We start from the raw sequence: 16,891 nt of genomic DNA on the forward strand, positions 1-16,891 counted from the left end.
CGTCCAGCGCTGATCGTCCCAGCCGTGCGCGGCGGCGCCCCGATCCAGTTCGGCCTTCAGCCGCTCCACCTGGTCAGCGGTCAGCTTGCAGCCGGATCCGGCGGCGCCCTTGGAGACCAGCGCGGCTTTGCCGCCCGTCAACCAGACGGCGTGCCACTCATAGGCCGACTTACGGGTGATTCCCAGCAGTTGGGCCGTCCGCGGCGGTTTGATCCCTCCGGCGAACATGTCCGCCGCCCGGAACCTCAGCGTCTCACGCCTGGCCCGCTCGGCCGCAGACAGTCCCCCGCTTCTGTCTGAATACCTCATCCTTCAAGGATGTCACCTGGGAAAACAGTGCCTGATAAGTGGTCAAACCTATGTCACGCCCGCACTTCTTGATCAGTACGCGCATCCTTGCGCTGACCGCCGCGATCTGGCACAACGACAAGACCGGCCAGCTGATCAAGCGATCCTTGATCGCCTACGACCACTGAACGTGATCAGACCCCTTGGACTCATTCATCTAGAGGCGTACGGCCCGATGGCTCCCAAGTCGGCTCGCAGAAGACCCCTTGGACCGCTTGCTCGCAAATTGACCCGATCATGAGCCGTATAGGCCGTGAGCTGGGGGGCGGACTCCCCGTGAGTGGTCGTGACTGACCGCTGTTGCCCCCTTAACGGCCCGGCTGTATCGGCCATCGACGGCCTACGCCTGCGCCAGGACCTGTGCCACTCCTCGCTCGAACCACCCGCACGACTACGGCCTGGAGCCGTAACCTCCGACCAGCCCTGGCGGTGCCCGGAAACTGTCGGGGCCTCCGCGTAGCCTCCCCGTGAAGGCGGGCCCCTGCCCGCTGATCTGCACCGGACTCGACGTTGCGAAGGGTGTCTTCGATGTCGGAACTGCGTACCTGGCTCACCGGCCTCGGGCTGGTCGAGCCACCACGCTGGCACGACGGCCGCCTGTATTTCTCCGACTGGACGGCGCACGAGGTGATCGCGCTCGACCTGGACGGTAAACACGAAGTGGTGGCCCGGGTGGACTCGTTTCCGCTCTGTACGGCGTGGCAGGCGGATGGGCGGCTGGTGATCGTCGACTCCAGGCAGGGACTGCTGACGCGCTTGGAACCCGACGGCTCACTGGTGACCCATGCCGATCCGAGCAGCCTCGGACGCGGCTGGAACGACATCGTCATCGACGGGCGCGGCAACGTCTACGTCAACCGCATCGGCTTCGACATGCTCGCCGGCGAGGCGTTCGCTCCCGGATATGTCGTGCACGTCGGCCCCGACGGCTCGGCGCGTGAGGTGGCCGACGACATCGCCTTTCCCAACGGCATGGCCGTGACGCAGGACAACTCGTCGCCGAATCGTACGGCAACAGGCTCACGGCCTTCGACATCGAGGCGGACGGCGGCCTGTCGAACCGCCGGGTCTGGGCCGACACCGGCGAGGACCACCCCGACGGCATCTGTATCGACGCCGAGGGCGCCGTCTGGTACGCCGACGTCGGTAACAGGCGCTGCGTCCGCGTCCGGGAGGGCGGTGAGGTCCTTCAGACGGTCACCGTCGACCGGGGATGCTTCGCCTGCGTCCTCGGGGGCGGGGATGGAAGGACGCTGTTCATCGTGGCGGCCGAGTGGCGCGTGCCCGAGATGGTTCCACCCGGCACCGGACGAGTGCTCTCAACCGAGGTCACGGTACCCGGCGCCGGCTGGCCGTAGGGCTCGGCGGCACCCCGGAGCGGGGCGCCCCCGCCGGAGGCCTGTACCTCTCCACCCCGTGCGGAGCAACAGTGATCGACTGGTCAGGTGGCTTTCGAGCGGTACGCGGATGCTGCGGGCATCGGCCCAGATGGTCATAGCCCGCCCAGCGGGTGCGGCGGCGGACTTGATCCGCTGGTCGCCGGGCGGGCCATGACCCGCCCGGCGAGGGAGGCTACGTACGGTTGTCCTACTTCACCGCCGCCACGCCGGCTTCCTCGAACTCGCCGACGCTGTCCGCCCGGCCCGGCAGGAGCAGCGCGGTGATGACCACGGCCACGGACATCGCCGCGCCGATGATGAAGGCCAGCCGCATGCCGTCGAGGTTGGCGAGCGCCTCCGTGACCCCCTCGGATCTCAGGGCATCGGCTCGCGCGCTCATCACGGTGACCACGAGCGCGGTGCCGATGGCCGCGGAGACCTGCTGCAGCGTGCTCAGGATCGAGCTGGCGTGGGAGTAGAGCGGCGGTGGGACCGCTCCGAGCCCCAGGGTGAACACCGGGGTGAAGGTCGCGGCCAGACTCACCATCAGCAGTGCGTGCAGACCGAGGAGCTGCCAGAACGGCATGGTCATCGTGACCTGGGTGAGGCCGACGAGCGCGAGCATGATCCCGATCGCGCCGGGGATGACCAGAACCCGGCCGCCGAACCGATCGAACAGGCGGCCGACGGTCGGACCGAGCAGCCCCATCGCGAGGCCGCCCGGCATCACGAGGAGTCCGGTCTGCAGGGCGCTGAGCCCGCGGACGTTCTGCAGGTACAGCGGCAGCAGGATCATCGAGCCGAGCATCGCCATGAAGGCCACCGACATCAGGATCAGCGCGATCGTGTAGGTGCGGTGGCGCAGGGTACGCAGGTCCATCAGCGGCACGCCGTGCTTCTGCAACGACAGCTGGCGGACGACGAAGACGGCGATGGCGATCAGGCCGGCCGCCACGATCGCGGTGGCAACGCGGACGTCACCGCCCTGGAACCGGCTGAGCCCGTAGACCAGGCCGCCGAAGCCTGCGGCGGCGGTCACCACGCTCAACCAGTCGATGGTGCTGAAACGGGGCTCTCCGACGTTCTTGAGCTGCCTCAGGCCACTCCATGTGATCACGGCGGCGATGGGGAGCACCACGGCGAACAGCAGCCGCCAGGACCCGAATTGGAGGATCACCCCCGAGACCGCCGGGCCCATCGCGGGCGCGACCGAGATGGCCAGGGTGACGTTGCCCATCACCCGGCCCCGGTCCGCCTCGGGCACCACCTGCATCAGCGTGGTCATCAGCAGCGGCATCATCACGGCCGTCCCGGACGCCTGGATGATGCGGGCGCCCAGCAGCACCTCGAACGAGGGCGCGACGGTGGCCAGCGCCGTGCCGAGCAGGAACAGACCCATCGCGGTGGCGTACGCCTGGCGGGTGGACACCCGCTGCAGGAACCACCCGGTGATCGGGATGACGGCGGCCATGGTCAGCATGAAGGCGGTCGAGAGCCACTGCGCGGTCTGCTCGGTGATGTGCAGCGCGTCCATCAACCGCGGGATCGCGTTGATCATGATCGTCTCGTTGAGGATGACCACGAATGTGGCGAGCACCAGCAGCCGGATCACGGCCGGAGGGCGACCCGAAACGACGGTCGCGGATTTGGCGGGTGAGTCGAGCTGTGGGCTGGGCACGGTACCTCGATCGGGTTGTCGGACATGACGTGTTCACGGCTGGCGTCCCAGCCTTGGGTCTCACAAGAAGTTGTGGCCATGCAAAGACTGACCTGCACCACCGACAAAACTGGTCGACCGTGCCCAACATTCCGGAAAGTGATGCGAAATGTCATCCGGTTTTCACCGACGGTAGACGATCTCCAGAGCATGCGAAGGAGAACCCACCTCGCTCCACGACCTGGGCGGACACCTCGCACGCCCTACGTTCCAAGGCCGGGCCACCACGACGGCGAGCACCACGAACATCGCTCGCCCCGGCGGTCCGGGTGACTTAAACGGCCCGGGTGGCCCAGGCGGGGCGATCTCTTGGCCCTGGAGCAGCGGTGCCGTCCCGAGACGCTCCGGCGACTGCGCCGGGCCAACGCCGGACTCCAGGAGTCGCGGGCCCGGGCCCTGGCGAGCCGAGCCCATGGAGACGGGTCCCGCCCCGGCGTACTGCGTCGAAGGCGGCGTACAGGGCGCTGAGCCGGTCGACGCCGGCCGTCGACATCGGCGAGGGCGACCGCCTGCCAAGCGGTGGGCAGCACGTCGGGCCGTTCACGCTGCCGTGCGGGCCGAAGGCCGTGGTCGACCGGTCCTACCAGTGCGGCGATCCCAAATGGGAGATCGTCCTGGCGGCCGGTGTGGTGACCACCCCGCCACTGATCGTGATCTTCTTCCTCGGTCGGTGTCGCTTCCCGCGGGGCACCGCCACCACTGGCCGCCGATGACGCCTCAGCCCGCGAGGGCGGTGATCAACTCGTCCTTGGTCATGGAACTGTAGCCCTCGACATTCTTCTTCCTGGCCCGCTCGATGAGTTCCTTCTTGGTACGGCCCTTCGGCCGGGGCGGCTTGGCGAGTTCCTCGGCCTTGGCCTGGCTGAACACCCGGCCCATCTTGACCAGCTTGTCGGCGGAGATGGCTTTGGCCATGGCGGGGAGGATGTCGGTCTCCTCCTCCTCGACGTGGTGCTTGACCGCCTTGACCAGCTGCTCCAGCACGGTGGTGAACTCCGGCCGGTCAGGGTCGGTCTCCATGAGGGTGGCGAGGAGCTCTTCCGCCTCATGGTGCTCCTCGGTCCCGTGGTGGACCTCACCGCGCTCGCTGGGGGCGGCTTTGGCCAGCTCGGCGTAGGCCTCGGCCTCTTCGGCGCGGGCGTGCGCGACGAACTTCGCGGCCAGCTCCGCCACTAGGGCGGGCCGGTTCTCCGGCTGCCTCCTCAACTTCTCGAAGATCATCTCGACATCGCGGTGGTCGGCCATGATCAGCTCGATGACGTTCTGGGACATGTTGGTCTCCTCGGACTTGGGAACGGGCCTGGGCGGACGCCCGGTGGTCGGCCTTCTTGATCGCCTCCACCGGCCCGCCTTGTTCATGGACGACCTTTCGGCTATGTCCAGATATTTCGCGACGTCATTGAGATGCTGCACTGCTCGACGGCGGAGTCGTGGGTCTTGATCCACGTCCCCTGGGCCTTCTTGGGGGATCGCTTCAACGTGTCGGGAAGCTCCTGACGCGCGGGCATGATCTTCACCTCTCCTCCGGCCCCGACAGCCCTTCGGCCCGCCTCTACCACATCCTTACCTCCTGAAACGTCCAAGGTCCGGCCATGTCGGGCGGCCCGGCCTCGGGTCTTACCGGTCATGGGAACCCACGGTGCGCGGGATCTCGTGGGCGTCGTCATCGGCGCCAACCGTGACGACCTCCGTTCCGCCCAGCTCACCGGCCGGGCACGACTGTCCCGATTCCCCTAAATTCACCCCCTGCCCGCCCGTCTTCGGACGCTCACGCCGTTCCGCCGTCACACCGAGCCGGACCCACCGGCGCCGGGCGCGCCATACGTATGGACATGGCATCCGCTCCCCCAAAGCGGTCCTATGGGGTAGCGATCGCTCGTTAGAGGATTAGCCGGCCGGGCACAGGATGAAGATGCCGGACAAACCACATCAGACACCACCCGCCCAGACGCAGAGCTATCCGGGCAGCAGTGGGGACATGACCCCCGAACCCCGGGACGAGATGCGTGACTACGAAGGCCGGGATCTGCTCAGGGGCCGTAAGGCCCTGATCACCGGAGGCGACTCGGGAATCGGCCGGGCCGTCGCGATCGCCTTCGCCAAGGAGGGGGCCGACGTCGCGATCGCCTACCTGGCCGAGCACGAGGACGCCGAGCACACCCGCAAGCTGGTCGAGCAGGAGGGACGGCGCTGCGTGCTGCTGCCCGGCGACCTCGGACGGGCGGCCCACTGCGCCGACGTGGTCGATCAGACCTTCCGTGAGCTGGGCGGGCTCGACCTGCTGGTCAACAACGTCGCCTACCAGCAGCCGGTCGCCTCGCTCGGCGAACTGGACGACGAGCAGTGGGAACACACCTTCGCGGTCAACATCCACAGCTACTTCTGGGTCACCAAGGCGGCCCTGCGGCACATGGGTGAGGGATCAGCGATCGTCAACACCTCGTCGATCAACGGCCTGCGGGGCAACAAGACGCTGATCGACTACGCCGCCACCAAGGGCGCGATCAACGCCTTCACCCAGTCGATGGCGCAGAACCTGGTCGACAAGGGCATCCGGGTCAACGCGGTCGCGCCCGGACCGGTGTGGACGCCGCTGATTCCGGCCACCTTCCCAAAGGAGAAGGTCGAGGAGTTCGGTAAGCAGGTGCCGATGAAGCGGGCCGCCGACCCGGATGAGATCGCACCGTCTTATGTGTTCTTCGCCGCAGGGCGCCTTTCGTCCTACTACACGGGTGAGGTGCTCGCGCCCATCGGCGGCGAGACCCTCCCGGGCTGACATGTCCGAGCTGCGGCCCAGCGACCCCGCCGAACCCGGCATCGTCCGCCGCCGCAGAGGACGGTCCTTCTCATACGCCCACCCCGACGGCCGCCCGGTGAAGGACAAGCGCACCCTTGACCGGATCAGGGCGCTGGCCCTCCCTCCGGCCTGGCGGGAGGTGTGGATCTGCCGCGACCCCACCGGCCACATCCAGGCCGTCGGCACCGACGCCGCCGGCCGCCGCCAGTACCGCTACCACGACGTCTGGCGTGTGGAACAGGATCGGGCCAAGTTCGAGCGGGTCGGGAAACTGGCCGAGCGGCTGCCCGACTTCCGCAAGAAGGTCCAGGCTGACCTGGATCAGAAGGGCCTGACCAGGGACCGCGTGCTGGCGGCCGCCGCCCGGATGCTCGACATCGGCCTGTTCCGGGTCGGCGGCGAGGCCTACGAGTCATTCGGCCTGGCCACCCTCCGCATGGAACATATCGCCTGTTCGGCGGGCCGGGTCACGTGCTCCTATCCGGCCAAGGGCGGCAAACCTCGCGAGGTCGAGATCGCCGACCCCGACGTGTGCAAGGTCGTCACCGCCCTGCGCGAGGTGGGCGACGAAGGCGAGTTACTCCGCTACGAACACAACAGGACCTGGGTCGATGTCAAAAGTGACGACATCAACGCCTACCTGCGGGACCGTTTCGACACCGAGGTCAGCGCGAAGGATTTCCGGACCTGGCACGCCACCGTGTACGCCGCCGTCGGCCTTGCCGTCTCGAAACGGGTCCGCACCCGGACCGGCCGCCGCAAGGCGATCGCCCGGGTGATGAAGGAGGTGGCCGAGCATCTCGACAACACCCCGGCGGTCGCCCGCGCCTCGTACGTGGATCCACGGGTGATCACCGCGTACGAGAAGGGAAAGACCATCGAGCGTGCCCTCGCCGACCTGGGCGAAGGCGACGGCCCGGCCACGCACGGCGCCGCCGAACGCGCGGTCGTCGCCCTGCTCAAGCGCGCGGCCCGATGAGCAGAGAGCACCATCCAAAGCCGGTCGCACATCACCTCCGCGCACTGGAGCTGTCCCACCGCCCGGATCTGGGAACCGGGAGGTCAGGCGCTGAGGCCCTCCGCCGTCTACACACGGATCCCGTCGCTCCGAGACCCGCGGAGCAGTTGACCGGCTGATAGAGCCTCCGGCTACGGATTGGACGGTGTAAGCCGTTCGCGCTGCTGTACCCCGGTGCTGTACGGACATGGCAGCGGCCCTCCAGGATGATCCCGGAGGGCCTCTGACCTGCTGCGCGGCCGAGAGGAGCCGAACCCCTGACCTTCTGACCAGGGTTTCGGCGTCGGTTTCGGGGCGGGCGGCGACCGACAGGCCGCGGGAGACCGGCGGGTGCTTGGACACCGTCCGGCAGGGGGCGAGGTCGAGCGTCTGTCCCACGGCGCGGGAGTCGGCGGCCGTGAGCGGGCGAATGCCGGGGATCTGTTTCCGGAGCATCAGCAGCCGGTCCAGCCCGAGTCCCATGGCGAGGCCGCTGACGGCGGGGTTCAGTCCGGCGCCGGCCAGGACGTGAGGGGCGGCGAGCCCGCACTCGCCGACCTCGATCCACTCCTCGCCGATCCGGACGTCCACCTGCAGTCCGTTCTCGGTGTACGGGTATGACGCCGGGATTGTCCGGTTATGACACCCAGGGGAGGATCGAGCCCACAACGGTGGTGATCATCTCGTAGAGGTCGCCGGTGCCCAGTCGCCGGCCGGTGGCGATGCGCCAGAGGTCGAGCTGGTGTGGGGTGCCGGTGTCCACTACGAGCTCGCCCGGATACAGCGTGATCTCTCCGCCAAACAGCGGCGTCTCAAACACCTCGTTCACGTCGCCGATGGAAGCTGGATCGACGACATCGATCCGGCCCGTGCCTCCGGCGGCGAGGCGTACAATCCTCTTCCCCGACCGGGCATCAGAGCTTGCCGAGCCCGCGGGCCAGGATGGTGGCGGTCTTCGCGATGGCCTTGTTGTCGGTGGCGAGGCCCGGGGTCCGGGTGGTGTAGATCGCCATGATGATGGGGGCCGCGCCCTTCCCGGGCCAGATGACGGCGATGTCGTTCCCGCCACCGAATCCGTCGGAATTGGTGCCGGTCCTGTCGCCGATCGTCCATGCCCTGGGCAGACCCGCCCGGATGCGCTCGGCTCCGGTCCTGTTCGCGAGCAGCCAGGCGTTGAGCTGCTTCCGGTCCTCGGCGCGCAGCGCCTTCCCTGTCGTGAGGACGAGCAGATCACGGCCGATGGCGGCGGGCGTGGTGGTGTCGCGCTTCTCCTTGGGGGTCCAGTCGTTGAGTTCGGGGTGCCGGCGGTCCATGCGGGAGATCGGGTCCTTCAGCGTACGGAAGTACTCCGTCAGGCCCGCGGGTCCGCCGATCTGCTTGAGCAGAAGGTTGGAAGCGGTGCCGTCGCTCAGGGTGACGGCCGCCTCGCATAACTGGGCAACGGTCAGGCCGTTCTCGACGTGCTTCTCGGTGACCGGCGAGTTGGGCTTCATGTCGGCGGCCGTCCACGTGACGAGCTTGCTCATCAAGCCGGGCTCGGAGATGCGCGCCTTTCGCAGCACGGCCGCGCAGAGAGGTGCCTTGAAGGTGGACAACAGCGGGAAACGCTCGTCTGCCCGGTACGTCACCGACGTGCCGGTGGCCGTGTCGATGGCGTACGCGCCGATGCGGCCCTTGAAGGACACCTCCAGCCTGCGCAGGTCCTTCCTGACCTGTGCCTCTCTCGAAACCGCCATTGGCGCTGCCACCACTGTCGCAGCCGACGCCGGGCCCACGCCAGGGACGCCGCCGGACAGAAGGGAGATCACCAAGGTGGTCGCGGGCAACGCGGTCGCGAGCCGATGAATGCAGAGGTGCCGCATGTCAAATCCTCACTTGTCGCCTGTCAGAGAGCAGGAGTAAAACAGGCGTGATCAGACGATGTCCACTGGCAACGTTGGGAATTGATTGATTTCAACCTCTATATGAGAGCTGCTCAGACACTCTCGTCTACCGCAGGCCATACCAGCCCCGCACAGCAACAGCATCGGCTGGTGGAGGTATCGGGAGCCGTATCAGCACGTGGTGTGGAGTGTCGAGGAGGAGCGGAGGTTCCTCGAACATCTGCGGGCGATCGACGCCCGCTTTACGCGGCCTATGTGCTGATCCTTGTCCTTGTCCTTGTCCTGGGGCTGCGGCGGGGTGAGGTGCTCGGGCTGTCCTGGGACTGCGTCGACCTCGGCGGCGAGCAGCTGTGGATCTCCCGTCAGCTCAACCGGGTCCGCGGTCGGCTTCTCCACCGGGAGACGACCAAGACCGACGACTGGTCGGCACACAAACACTGGTACGCCGTCCTGCACACCTTCGGCACTGCCGGTCACCACCTCGGCTCCCGGATCCAGCACCGGAACCGAAACCGACCACCGGTCGTCCGTCGACGCCGCCCAGGGCCTGCTGAAGCAGTGGCTCGACGCCGTTCCGAGCCGCCGTTACGGCGACATCGCCATCCGGCCCTTCCGGCACGAGTTCGACGGCGTGCTGTTCGGCCTCGTCATCGAGATCTTCGAAGGCGCCGAACACGCCGAGCTCTACCCGGACACCCTCGGCTTCTACGAACCCTGAGACGGCTCATGCGACACCTGACCGTCTGATCCACCTGGAAGGGCAGAGGCGTGGAGTGCGGCAGGGCTCGGGTTGTCAGCAAAGCTCATACACCGCGCCCGTGGACGCAACCGGACTGGGCCTCGTCCAGGGTTGTTGTCACTCAGGTAGTCACTCAGCGAGGCGGTGGCGGCAGCCTGGAGACGCGTCCGGGGTCGGAAACGTGCGGGATCTCAGCCGTCTAGCGTTGCTTGAGGCGGAGTGCTTCTTTGCGGACCTCGACCTGGTTGGACCGCTCGCGCTCCAGCCATGCCGGGTTCTCCGCTTTCAGCGCATCGATCTCAGCGGTGGTGAGCGGTCCGGTGATCCCATTTCTGAGCAGGCCGGCGATGGAGACCCTGAGCTTCGCGGCGATGACCTGCTTGGTGTGCGGGCCGTTGTGGCGCAGGTCGGCGAGCCAGGCGGGGGGCGCCGACTGCAACTCGTTCAGCTCGTCCCTGGAGACGACACTCGCCTGGAACTCGGCGGGAGTGGCCGAGAGGGGGACACCCAGCTTCTTGGCCGCGGTCGCGGGCTTCATTGTCTGGGTGGTCTTCGGTTTGGACGAGGTCATAGCGTCAAGAGTAGTCAGCCGGAACAGGTTCCCTTGACATCGGTACCCTGAGGAAGTGACCGATGGAGAGACCGGCAGGATGTTTCGACTGGCGTACGTGCCCGGGGTGACACCCGCGAAATGGGTCAACGTCTGGAGCGAGAGAATGCCAGGCGTGCCGGTTACCCTGGTCGCGGTTCCCGCCGCCGAGGTGGTGGGACTCCTGCGGAATGGCGGCGTCGACGCCGGCTTCGTCAGGCTGCCGGTCGACCGGGACGGGCTCAGCGTGATTCCTCTCTACGTGGAGACCACGGTGGTCATGGTGCCTAAGGACCACGCGATGGCCGCCGCCGACGAGGTGGCCATCGCCGACTTTATGGACGACGAGGTGTTCCATCCTCTGGACGACACCATCGAGTGGACGGTCCGGCCCGGGCTGCCCGCGTTCACCCGCCCGGCCACAACGGCGGACGCGGTCGAGCTGGTAGCGGCCGGCACTGGGATTCTCCTGGTTCCGCTGTCGCTGGCACGCCTCCACCACCGCAGGGATCTCACTTACCGGCCGGTGCCGGACGCGCCGCAGTCTCAGGTCGCGCTGAGCTGGCCCACGGACGCGACCACTGACCTGGTGGAAGATTTCATCGGCATCGTCCGCGGCCGGACGGTGAACAGCTCGCGGGGCCGTACCCCCGCCTCCCCCACGGAGAAACCGGCACGGCGGCAGGCACAAAAACCCGCACAGAATGGCTCCGGTCGCCGGGCCGTGCCAGCCGGCCGTAAAAAGAAGGGGTATCGGCCTCGGTGACCCGCAGACAGATGCGCCGATCGCCTTTGGTAATGATACGAACACTGATGGTGTCAAACTGAGGCGGTAGGCATAATGTCACCGCGCGTCCGATGCATTACACGTTCCCATCTGCGGAAGCCGAACGCCACGCGGGCGGCGTCCTTGATCAGCCGGTTCGTCTCCTCGGTGCGGGCGTCGGTGACGCCGGTGGTGATGAACGCCAGTGTCTGGAGCCACCGGGCGTCGATCGTCTCAGCCAGGGTGAAGGCCGGAGTCGGCGCACCAGGGCAGGAACCGAAACAGCCGGTGAGAGAACCGAGTGCGGCGCCCGCTCGCGGGCACAGGCCGGCAGGCGGCGCCGGTTGGCCCATGCCGGATCGGTGGCCCGGCCCCGACGTCCGCGTTTGGTGCGGGTGATGCGCGGGCGCACGCCGGTGAGCGTTTTGCTGGCGAGCGCGACCAGGTGGAAGTGATCGACGACGGTGACGGCATGCGGCAGCGCCTGCCGGATCGCGGTGCGGTAACAGGCGGCCGGGTCGATCGCCACGATGCGCACCTGGTTCTTCCAGCCCTGGCCGCGAGTGTTGAGCCGGTCCACCACGGCTTCGCCGGTCCGGCCGACGGCCTGGCCGAGCAACCCACCCGAGCCCGGCAGGTCGGTGAAGTTGGTCCCAAACAGCTCGGTCCGCGCCCATCGGCCGGTCGCCTCGTTCTTGATCCACCTTGGCCTGCCCCGGCGGGTTTCGTCGATGCCCGGCAGGTGGGGCGCTTCGGGCTCGATGAGCAGGGCGTCGGCGTAAGCGGCGAAGTGGCGACCGCGTTGCTACACCCGTTGCCACAAAATGATCAAGGCGCCCCTTGAGGATCAAGGAACGCCCTGGTCAAACGTGTGCGGCCGGAGGTACTCGAAACCCCAACCTTCTGATCCGCAGGGAAGAGCAGACGCCTCGTCAGCGGCGGCCCACCCTGGTCAAGCAGTGGATGCTGATCGGTAGCACGCGGTGGCGTATGGCGGTGTTGCTGTACAGCACTCTGCCCAATGTGCTTTGGCGCTGTTGCCACCCAGTTCCGCCGCTGAGAAAAGGGCGGCGTCGTCCTTCCAGCTTGTCAGTCGGCAGCGGACGGATACCGGGCTGCTGCAAGGTCATCAGCGAGGTCCTGCAGGCAAGATCAGCGTTTAAGTATCATCCTTCCCATAGCGGATCCTGAATCACTACTGGATCACGGCCAACTGCGCCTCTCCCCGCCCGGCCCCTTGGAGGCCGGCGCCTGCGGTCCGCCGTCCTGCCAGGTGCGGTACCAGCGATTGGCCGGCATCCGGCTCACCCGAAACCGCCGCGCCACCTCCGGCGCGGGCACCCCTCGCACGAACAACTCCGCGGCCTCGAAGCGCGACCGCTCCCGCCGGGTGCGTTCCGCGGCGTTCAGCCCGCCGCCCTCGGCATATCTCACACCTCCGGGACAGCCGATCGCCGCAGGCCATCACCGGCCGCCCCCTGGTAACACCAATCTTTCAAACTCAGAAGCGCTCGAACGGGGTCGGTCTTCCCGTAAAGGATGGCTGGGCGGGCTATGTCTGGATCACCACGCCGGAAGGCAAGAGGACCCGGAAGTGGGCCTACGGCAAGACGCGTGAGGAGACTCACGAGAAGTGGCTCAAGCTCCACGAGTTGGCGCGCAAGGGGCCGGGGCCGACCAAGTACCCCACCCTTGCCGCCTACCTGACGCGCTGGCTCGCCGAGGTGATCGAACCCAACCGGGAGCCGACGACCTATGTGGCCTACGAACCGCTGGTCCGGCTCTACATCATTCCCAGTTTGGGCATGAAACGCCTCGACAAGCTCACAGTCCGCGACGTACAGATCTGGCTCAACACGCTGCCGACCCTGTGCACCTGCTGTGACCACAAGAAGGACCACCGGCACCCGGAGAACAAGCGCCGGTGCTGCGCCGTCGGGAAGTACTACAAGGGGTATCCCTCCCGGAGCACCATCGCGAGCATCCGCCGTGTCCTGCGCTCCGCGTTCGGCAACGCCGTACGGGAAGAGCTGCTCTCCAAGAACGTCGCGGCGCTGACCACCCTGCCCGCCGCCGGTAAAACGAAGAAGAAGCGGCAGCGCGTGGTGTGGGGCGTTGACGAGGCACGGCGGTTCGTCGAACACCTGCGGGCGATCGACGATCCGCTCTACGCCGCCTACGTGCTGATTCTCGTCCTAGGCCTGCGGCGGGGTGAGGTGCTCGGGCTGGTCTGGGACTGCGTCGACCTCGGCGGAGAGCAGCTGTGGATCTCCCGTCAGCTCAACCGGGGCCGCGGCCAGCTCCTCCACCGGTAGACGACCAAGACCGACGACTCGACGGCCTCGCTGCCGCTCCTCGGCCTGTGCATCACCGCGCTCAGGCACCGCCGACACATCCAGGAGGACGCCTGTAAGGCCGCCGGGGAGAAGTGGCAGGACTCCGATCTCGTCTTCACCACGCGGAACGGCACGCCGATCGAGCCGCGTAACTTCAACCGGGCCTTCGAGGCCCACTGCCGCCGGGCGGGCGTGCCGACGATCCGCGTCCACGACACCCGGCACACCTGAGCCTCGCTCCTGGCCGCCCTCGACGTCCATCCCCGCGTCGCGATGCGCGTCCTGCGGCACTCGCAGATCTCGATGACCATGGACGTCTACATGCAGATCCCCGCGCCGGAAACTCGCAAGGCACTCGATCGGCTCAATCAGAGCCTTAACGTTCCAGGCGAGACATAACTCATCATCCTTCACCTAAAGGCCCTTTGGGATTACCTCAAAGGGCCCTATCTGCTCACAAGGTCATTTGCTTATAGCTAATGGGATACATCGAAATGGCCGCCGCGACAATTTCACTGTCCGTTATTTGTGATTTAAAAGATTAGGTTTCCGGCGAGTTGCCTGGTTCACCTTCACGCTGAACGTCATGGAGGCCGAGTGACGCACCCCAAGAGTTGTGAGCGCGCCAAGCAACATCAGTGCCGATGTTCCGACTGCGGCGGGGCACAGCACAGGTGGCCCCACGGGGTTACCCTGGCCCGCGACCCATCTCCCGCAGGTCGGCAGGAGGCGAGAGAACGCAGCGAACTCGCGTGGAGGAAGACTCAGCCTCCCAAGGGGCGTCGGGGCCCGTCCAAGCCCAGACAGGCCGCCGCCACCGACAGCGCGACAGTCGATCTCATCGACTGGCTGGCCGAAAACCCAAGCACGATCGAACACATCCAGGAAGTCGGCGACCTCCTCACCGGTCCCGTCATCAAAGAACTGGACAAAAGGTTCGGCGGAAGTAGCCCGCGGGAAGCCAGGAGAAGACTCACCGAGCATTTCTGGTGCGATCTCCTTGTCGCCATGGCCGAGGGTATCGAGAAGTTCTCCAAGGCCATGGACCAAGTGCCCGAATATGTGACGGCGATCATCCTCAAGTCTCGGAAAGACGAGGGCCGCAGCCCTCTTCTCGAAGCACTTGTGGCTCTTGCGGTGCGGACGGCGTGGGAGCCTATCAAGTGCATGATCCGCACCACCGGAGTCGAGGAGCTGCAACGGACGTGCCGGATCCTCGCCGCCCTGATCTGCCCGGCTCCCGAAGATCACACGGCGGTACAGAACGGCGCCCTTCTCCCGCTGGCGAAGGAGGGGATGCTGGAGATCAGCAAGAAGCGGCTTGAGCAGGTCTTCCCTGCCGACTGGGTTCGCCGGCTCCGGGATGACCTCGGCGGTGCCTGAGCGAGCCCACCGATCCCGGAAGCCTGACCGGGCGTCGCCGGCTTCTGTGAAAGCTTCCAGCCTCGACACGCGAGGTCCGTAGGCGATCGTCTGTGTGGAACCGCGTTGCTGTATTCGCTGCTGTACGGACGTGACAAAGGCCCTCCCGGATGATCCCGGAGGGCCTTTGACCTGCTGTGCGGCCGGAGGTACTCGAAACCCCAACCTTCTGATCCGTAGTCAGATGCTCTATCCATTGAGCTACGGCCGCCTGCAATGACGCCCTGACCTGCCAGTTTGGCGCGTCGGAGAAAACTCTATCACTCATATGCGGGTGCTAGGCCAACTAATCATCCTCCCCGGGACGCCTGTAGGCCGTCCGTAGCCCATGACCTCGGAGGACCTGACCATGGCCGAAACCACCGTCGTCCAGCTCGCCCCCGGCCGACGCCCTGCCCGCCGGGGCCCCGCTGGAGACGCTGATCGACTCCTGGGCCCTCGCCCTGGAGTCCAGCAACAAGGCGGTCAGAACCGTCCGCTCCTACACCGGCACCGCGCGCATGTTCGTGCGCTACCTCGAAGCCGAGGATCTGCCGGCCGACGCTGAGGGCGTCACGGCCGTAGAGGTGCGCCGCTTCCTGATCCACGAGCGCGGGCGCACCTCGGCGGCCTCGGCCGCCACGCACTTTCAGAACCTGCGGGTGTTCTGGAACCGGGTGATCGCCGAAGAGGAGCGCTCAACGCCGTCGCCGGTCAAGAAGGAGGACGTCCCCCAGGTCTCCCGGAAGGTCAAGAAGTACCTGTCGACCGACGATCTCGGCGCACTGCTGGACGCCTGCGAGGGGACGGGCTTCGAGGCCCGCCGCGACACGGTGCTCGGGCGGTGTCTCATTGACAACGGGTACGGTGTCGGCGGCCTGGTCGGCATGCTGGTGGAGGACCTGGACCTGAAGGGCGGCCGGATCCGGATCCGCCTCAAGGGCGGTGACGAGCTGTGGCTGCCGATCGGCTCGAAGACCGCGAGCGCGATCGACCGGTAGAGGAGCGGGCGCGGGAGACGCATGCTCGGCTGTCTCCGGGCGATCGTATTTGAGAGGCGGGTCCCCGTGGAAGGGCTGCGTCGCAGCGTGTCGCAGGCCCGGCAGGGGTGGCATCGCTCACATCGTTACCTGTGAGCGGGGCGGACGCTCCGCGGGTCGGCACGCGGGCGGCGAAGAAGAGGGTTAGGGGCGGTCGCGTTCGGCGTCGTCGTGGCCATGTCGGTAGCCGATGCTGTGGTGACGGACGAGCCAGGCCGCGGTGACGGCGAGAGCCGCGGCGAGCATGAACTCCTGCGTGGAGTGGGGAACGCGGGTGCCGGGTGGGAGCAGGTCGGCTAAGACGTAGAGCAGGTTGAGCCCGCATAGGGCCACCAGGCCGGGGGTGAACAGGCGCGACATTGAGTCTCCTGGAACGTGCCATAAATCTTCTAGGACGCCCATATGACACCGTGTGTACGACAAATAACACTGTCCACGCGCAACTAATTTTGACCCTCTGTGGTCGCTTAGGTACTCGTATCGTCTGCGGGATGCCCTCTTTCCTGATCATCGGTATTGCCGGAAGTTTTGCGGTCGTGTTCTAATTCCCGCCGCATCATCTCCTCGCGGCGCCGGTACTTCTCGCGAGCCTGTTCGAGCCGCCACCTGTATCGCGCTCGCTCTTCCTCGCGCACCTGCTCCAGCTTTCGGCGCTCTCGTTCCGGGATGCGGGCAAGCAGCCAATCCAGCTCCAAATCGGACACCTGATCATGACGTAAATCACTGACAAGAGCATGACTTATCTTGTAGCGCATTGCTTGATGTTGTGTTGTGTCCCCCGTTCGACGCCGTCCGCCACGTCGACGCCTAGTGCTGTGACCGGAAACGATCACCGGGTTGACGTGTAGAGCGCTGCTGCCAGTTGGATGGTGCTGATCACGTTCGATCAGCGCTCGGGA

General features: G+C 66.7%; 19 protein-coding genes, 1 tRNA gene and 3 pseudogenes. 8 read left to right on the forward strand and 15 right to left on the reverse strand.

The genetic code is table 11. From position 1 onward, the window contains the following. Nucleotides 1-309: helix-turn-helix domain-containing protein (locus ABZ194_RS29110; RefSeq protein WP_355600223.1), on the reverse strand; the 309-nt coding region annotated here is incomplete at its 3' end. Between the two features lie 567 nt (nt 310-876). On the opposite strand from ABZ194_RS29110, the pseudogene ABZ194_RS29115 reads away from it, so the two are divergent. Continuing rightward, nucleotides 877-1,706: pseudogene (locus ABZ194_RS29115) on the forward strand (SMP-30/gluconolactonase/LRE family protein). A gap of 229 nt (nt 1,707-1,935) precedes the next feature. On the opposite strand, the gene ABZ194_RS29120 reads toward ABZ194_RS29115, so the two are convergent. The 3 genes and pseudogenes from ABZ194_RS29120 to ABZ194_RS29130 form a co-directional block, all read right to left on the reverse strand. Continuing rightward, nucleotides 1,936-3,339, reverse strand: coding sequence for an MDR family MFS transporter (locus ABZ194_RS29120; RefSeq protein ID WP_355600224.1), 1,404 nt, complete (start codon nt 3,337-3,339; stop codon nt 1,936-1,938). 822 nt (nt 3,340-4,161) lie between these two features. Next, nucleotides 4,162-4,716, reverse strand: a complete 555-nt coding sequence (locus ABZ194_RS29125) for a hemerythrin domain-containing protein (RefSeq protein WP_355600225.1) — start codon at nt 4,714-4,716, stop codon at nt 4,162-4,164. 140 nt (nt 4,717-4,856) lie between these two features. Next, a pseudogene (locus tag ABZ194_RS29130) lies at nt 4,857-4,952 on the reverse strand (ChaB family protein); the annotation flags it as partial. Nucleotides 4,953-5,356: 404 nt separating this feature from the next. Between ABZ194_RS29130 and ABZ194_RS29135 the strand changes: the two are divergent. Continuing rightward, entirely contained in the window at nt 5,357-6,220 is an 864-nt protein-coding gene (locus ABZ194_RS29135) for an SDR family oxidoreductase (RefSeq protein ID WP_355600226.1), read from the forward strand. A gap of 1 nt (nt 6,221) precedes the next feature. Further along, nucleotides 6,222-7,220, forward strand: coding sequence for a DNA topoisomerase IB (locus ABZ194_RS29140; RefSeq protein WP_355600227.1), 999 nt, complete (start codon nt 6,222-6,224; stop codon nt 7,218-7,220). Nucleotides 7,221-7,688: 468 nt separating this feature from the next. On the opposite strand, the pseudogene ABZ194_RS29145 reads toward ABZ194_RS29140, so the two are convergent. The 3 genes and pseudogenes from ABZ194_RS29145 to bla form a co-directional block, all read right to left on the reverse strand. Beyond that, nucleotides 7,689-7,829, reverse strand: a pseudogene (locus ABZ194_RS29145) (hypothetical protein); the annotation flags it as partial. Nucleotides 7,830-7,875: 46 nt separating this feature from the next. Further along, a complete protein-coding gene (locus ABZ194_RS29150) occupies nt 7,876-8,067 on the reverse strand; it encodes a hypothetical protein (protein ID WP_355600228.1) in 192 nt (63 codons plus the stop codon). An 85-nt stretch (nt 8,068-8,152) separates the two neighbouring features. Then, on the reverse strand, nt 8,153-9,100 hold the full coding sequence (bla, locus tag ABZ194_RS29155) for a class A beta-lactamase (protein WP_355600229.1): 948 nt from the start codon (nt 9,098-9,100) through the stop codon (nt 8,153-8,155). Between the two features lie 286 nt (nt 9,101-9,386). Between bla and ABZ194_RS29160 the strand changes: the two genes are divergently transcribed. Then, nucleotides 9,387-9,839: a hypothetical protein gene (locus ABZ194_RS29160; protein ID WP_355600230.1), complete on the forward strand. Its 453-nt coding sequence runs from the start codon at nt 9,387-9,389 to the stop codon at nt 9,837-9,839. Nucleotides 9,840-10,059: 220 nt separating this feature from the next. Here ABZ194_RS29160 and ABZ194_RS29165 read toward each other — a convergent pair whose 3' ends face one another. Further along, nucleotides 10,060-10,431: a DUF5997 family protein gene (locus ABZ194_RS29165; RefSeq protein WP_355600231.1), complete on the reverse strand. Its 372-nt coding sequence runs from the start codon at nt 10,429-10,431 to the stop codon at nt 10,060-10,062. Nucleotides 10,432-10,486: 55 nt separating this feature from the next. On the opposite strand from ABZ194_RS29165, the gene ABZ194_RS29170 reads away from it, so the two are divergent. Further along, nucleotides 10,487-11,215 carry a LysR family substrate-binding domain-containing protein gene (locus ABZ194_RS29170; RefSeq protein ID WP_355600232.1) on the forward strand — a complete coding sequence of 243 codons (729 nt, stop codon included), beginning with the start codon at nt 10,487-10,489 and terminating at the stop codon, nt 11,213-11,215. Nucleotides 11,216-11,268: 53 nt separating this feature from the next. On the opposite strand, the gene ABZ194_RS29175 is transcribed toward ABZ194_RS29170, so the two are convergent. The 3 genes from ABZ194_RS29175 to ABZ194_RS29185 all read right to left on the reverse strand — a co-directional run bounded on the left by ABZ194_RS29175 (nt 11,269) and on the right by ABZ194_RS29185 (nt 12,649). Beyond that, nucleotides 11,269-11,445 carry a transposase gene (locus ABZ194_RS29175; RefSeq protein WP_355600240.1) on the reverse strand — a complete coding sequence of 59 codons (177 nt, stop codon included), beginning with the start codon at nt 11,443-11,445 and terminating at the stop codon, nt 11,269-11,271. Next, the gene (locus ABZ194_RS29180) at nt 11,364-11,984 is read right to left on the reverse strand and encodes a transposase (RefSeq protein WP_355600241.1); all 621 of its coding nucleotides are present in this window, start codon (nt 11,982-11,984) and stop codon (nt 11,364-11,366) included. The genes ABZ194_RS29175 and ABZ194_RS29180 overlap by 82 nt, the downstream gene beginning before the upstream one ends. Before the next feature lie 434 nt (nt 11,985-12,418). After that, nucleotides 12,419-12,649 (reverse strand): helix-turn-helix domain-containing protein, encoded by a 231-nt coding sequence (locus ABZ194_RS29185; RefSeq protein ID WP_355600233.1) that lies wholly within the window; start codon nt 12,647-12,649, stop codon nt 12,419-12,421. A 218-nt stretch (nt 12,650-12,867) separates the two neighbouring features. Here ABZ194_RS29185 and ABZ194_RS29190 point away from each other — a divergent pair, with 218 nt between their 5' ends. Next, a complete protein-coding gene (locus ABZ194_RS29190; RefSeq protein ID WP_355600234.1) occupies nt 12,868-13,530 on the forward strand; it encodes a site-specific integrase in 663 nt (220 codons plus the stop codon). Here ABZ194_RS29190 and ABZ194_RS29195 read toward each other — a convergent pair. Continuing rightward, nucleotides 13,491-13,862, reverse strand: a complete 372-nt coding sequence (locus tag ABZ194_RS29195; protein WP_355600235.1) for a hypothetical protein — start codon at nt 13,860-13,862, stop codon at nt 13,491-13,493. The two genes, ABZ194_RS29190 and ABZ194_RS29195, sit on opposite strands and share 40 nt — an antisense overlap. A gap of 286 nt (nt 13,863-14,148) precedes the next feature. Here ABZ194_RS29195 and ABZ194_RS29200 point away from each other — a divergent pair, with 286 nt between their 5' ends. Next, nucleotides 14,149-14,934, forward strand: a complete 786-nt coding sequence (locus ABZ194_RS29200; protein ID WP_355600236.1) for a hypothetical protein — start codon at nt 14,149-14,151, stop codon at nt 14,932-14,934. 177 nt (nt 14,935-15,111) lie between these two features. Here ABZ194_RS29200 and ABZ194_RS29205 read toward each other — a convergent pair. Beyond that, nucleotides 15,112-15,184 (reverse strand) — tRNA-Arg (locus ABZ194_RS29205). A 289-nt stretch (nt 15,185-15,473) separates the two neighbouring features. On the opposite strand from ABZ194_RS29205, the gene ABZ194_RS29210 reads away from it, so the two are divergent. Continuing rightward, nucleotides 15,474-15,953, forward strand: a complete 480-nt coding sequence (locus ABZ194_RS29210; protein WP_355600237.1) for a hypothetical protein — start codon at nt 15,474-15,476, stop codon at nt 15,951-15,953. Nucleotides 15,954-16,136: 183 nt separating this feature from the next. On the opposite strand, the gene ABZ194_RS29215 is transcribed toward ABZ194_RS29210, so the two are convergent. Beyond that, nucleotides 16,137-16,352, reverse strand: a complete 216-nt coding sequence (locus ABZ194_RS29215) for a hypothetical protein (RefSeq protein WP_355600238.1) — start codon at nt 16,350-16,352, stop codon at nt 16,137-16,139. 107 nt (nt 16,353-16,459) lie between these two features. Next, nucleotides 16,460-16,891: hypothetical protein (locus ABZ194_RS29220; RefSeq protein ID WP_355600239.1), on the reverse strand; the 432-nt coding region annotated here is incomplete at its 5' end.

This window comes from Streptosporangium sp. NPDC006007 (assembly GCF_040614315.1).
GTDB lineage: Bacteria > Actinomycetota > Actinomycetes > Streptosporangiales > Streptosporangiaceae > Streptosporangium.

Coding starts and splice junctions, on each gene's coding strand:
- ABZ194_RS29140 (WP_355600227.1), top strand. CDS start 6,222: ATGTCCGAGCTGCGGCCCAGCGACCCCGCCGAACCCGGCATCGTCCGC.
- ABZ194_RS29195 (WP_355600235.1), bottom strand. CDS start 13,862: ATGGTCATCGAGATCTGCGAGTGCCGCAGGACGCGCATCGCGACGCGG.
- ABZ194_RS29165 (WP_355600231.1), bottom strand. CDS start 10,431: ATGACCTCGTCCAAACCGAAGACCACCCAGACAATGAAGCCCGCGACC.
- ABZ194_RS29135 (WP_355600226.1), top strand. CDS start 5,357: ATGCCGGACAAACCACATCAGACACCACCCGCCCAGACGCAGAGCTAT.
- bla (WP_355600229.1), bottom strand. CDS start 9,100: ATGCGGCACCTCTGCATTCATCGGCTCGCGACCGCGTTGCCCGCGACC.
- ABZ194_RS29215 (WP_355600238.1), bottom strand. CDS start 16,352: ATGTCGCGCCTGTTCACCCCCGGCCTGGTGGCCCTATGCGGGCTCAAC.
- ABZ194_RS29125 (WP_355600225.1), bottom strand. CDS start 4,716: ATGTCCCAGAACGTCATCGAGCTGATCATGGCCGACCACCGCGATGTC.
- ABZ194_RS29210 (WP_355600237.1), top strand. CDS start 15,474: ATGTTCGTGCGCTACCTCGAAGCCGAGGATCTGCCGGCCGACGCTGAG.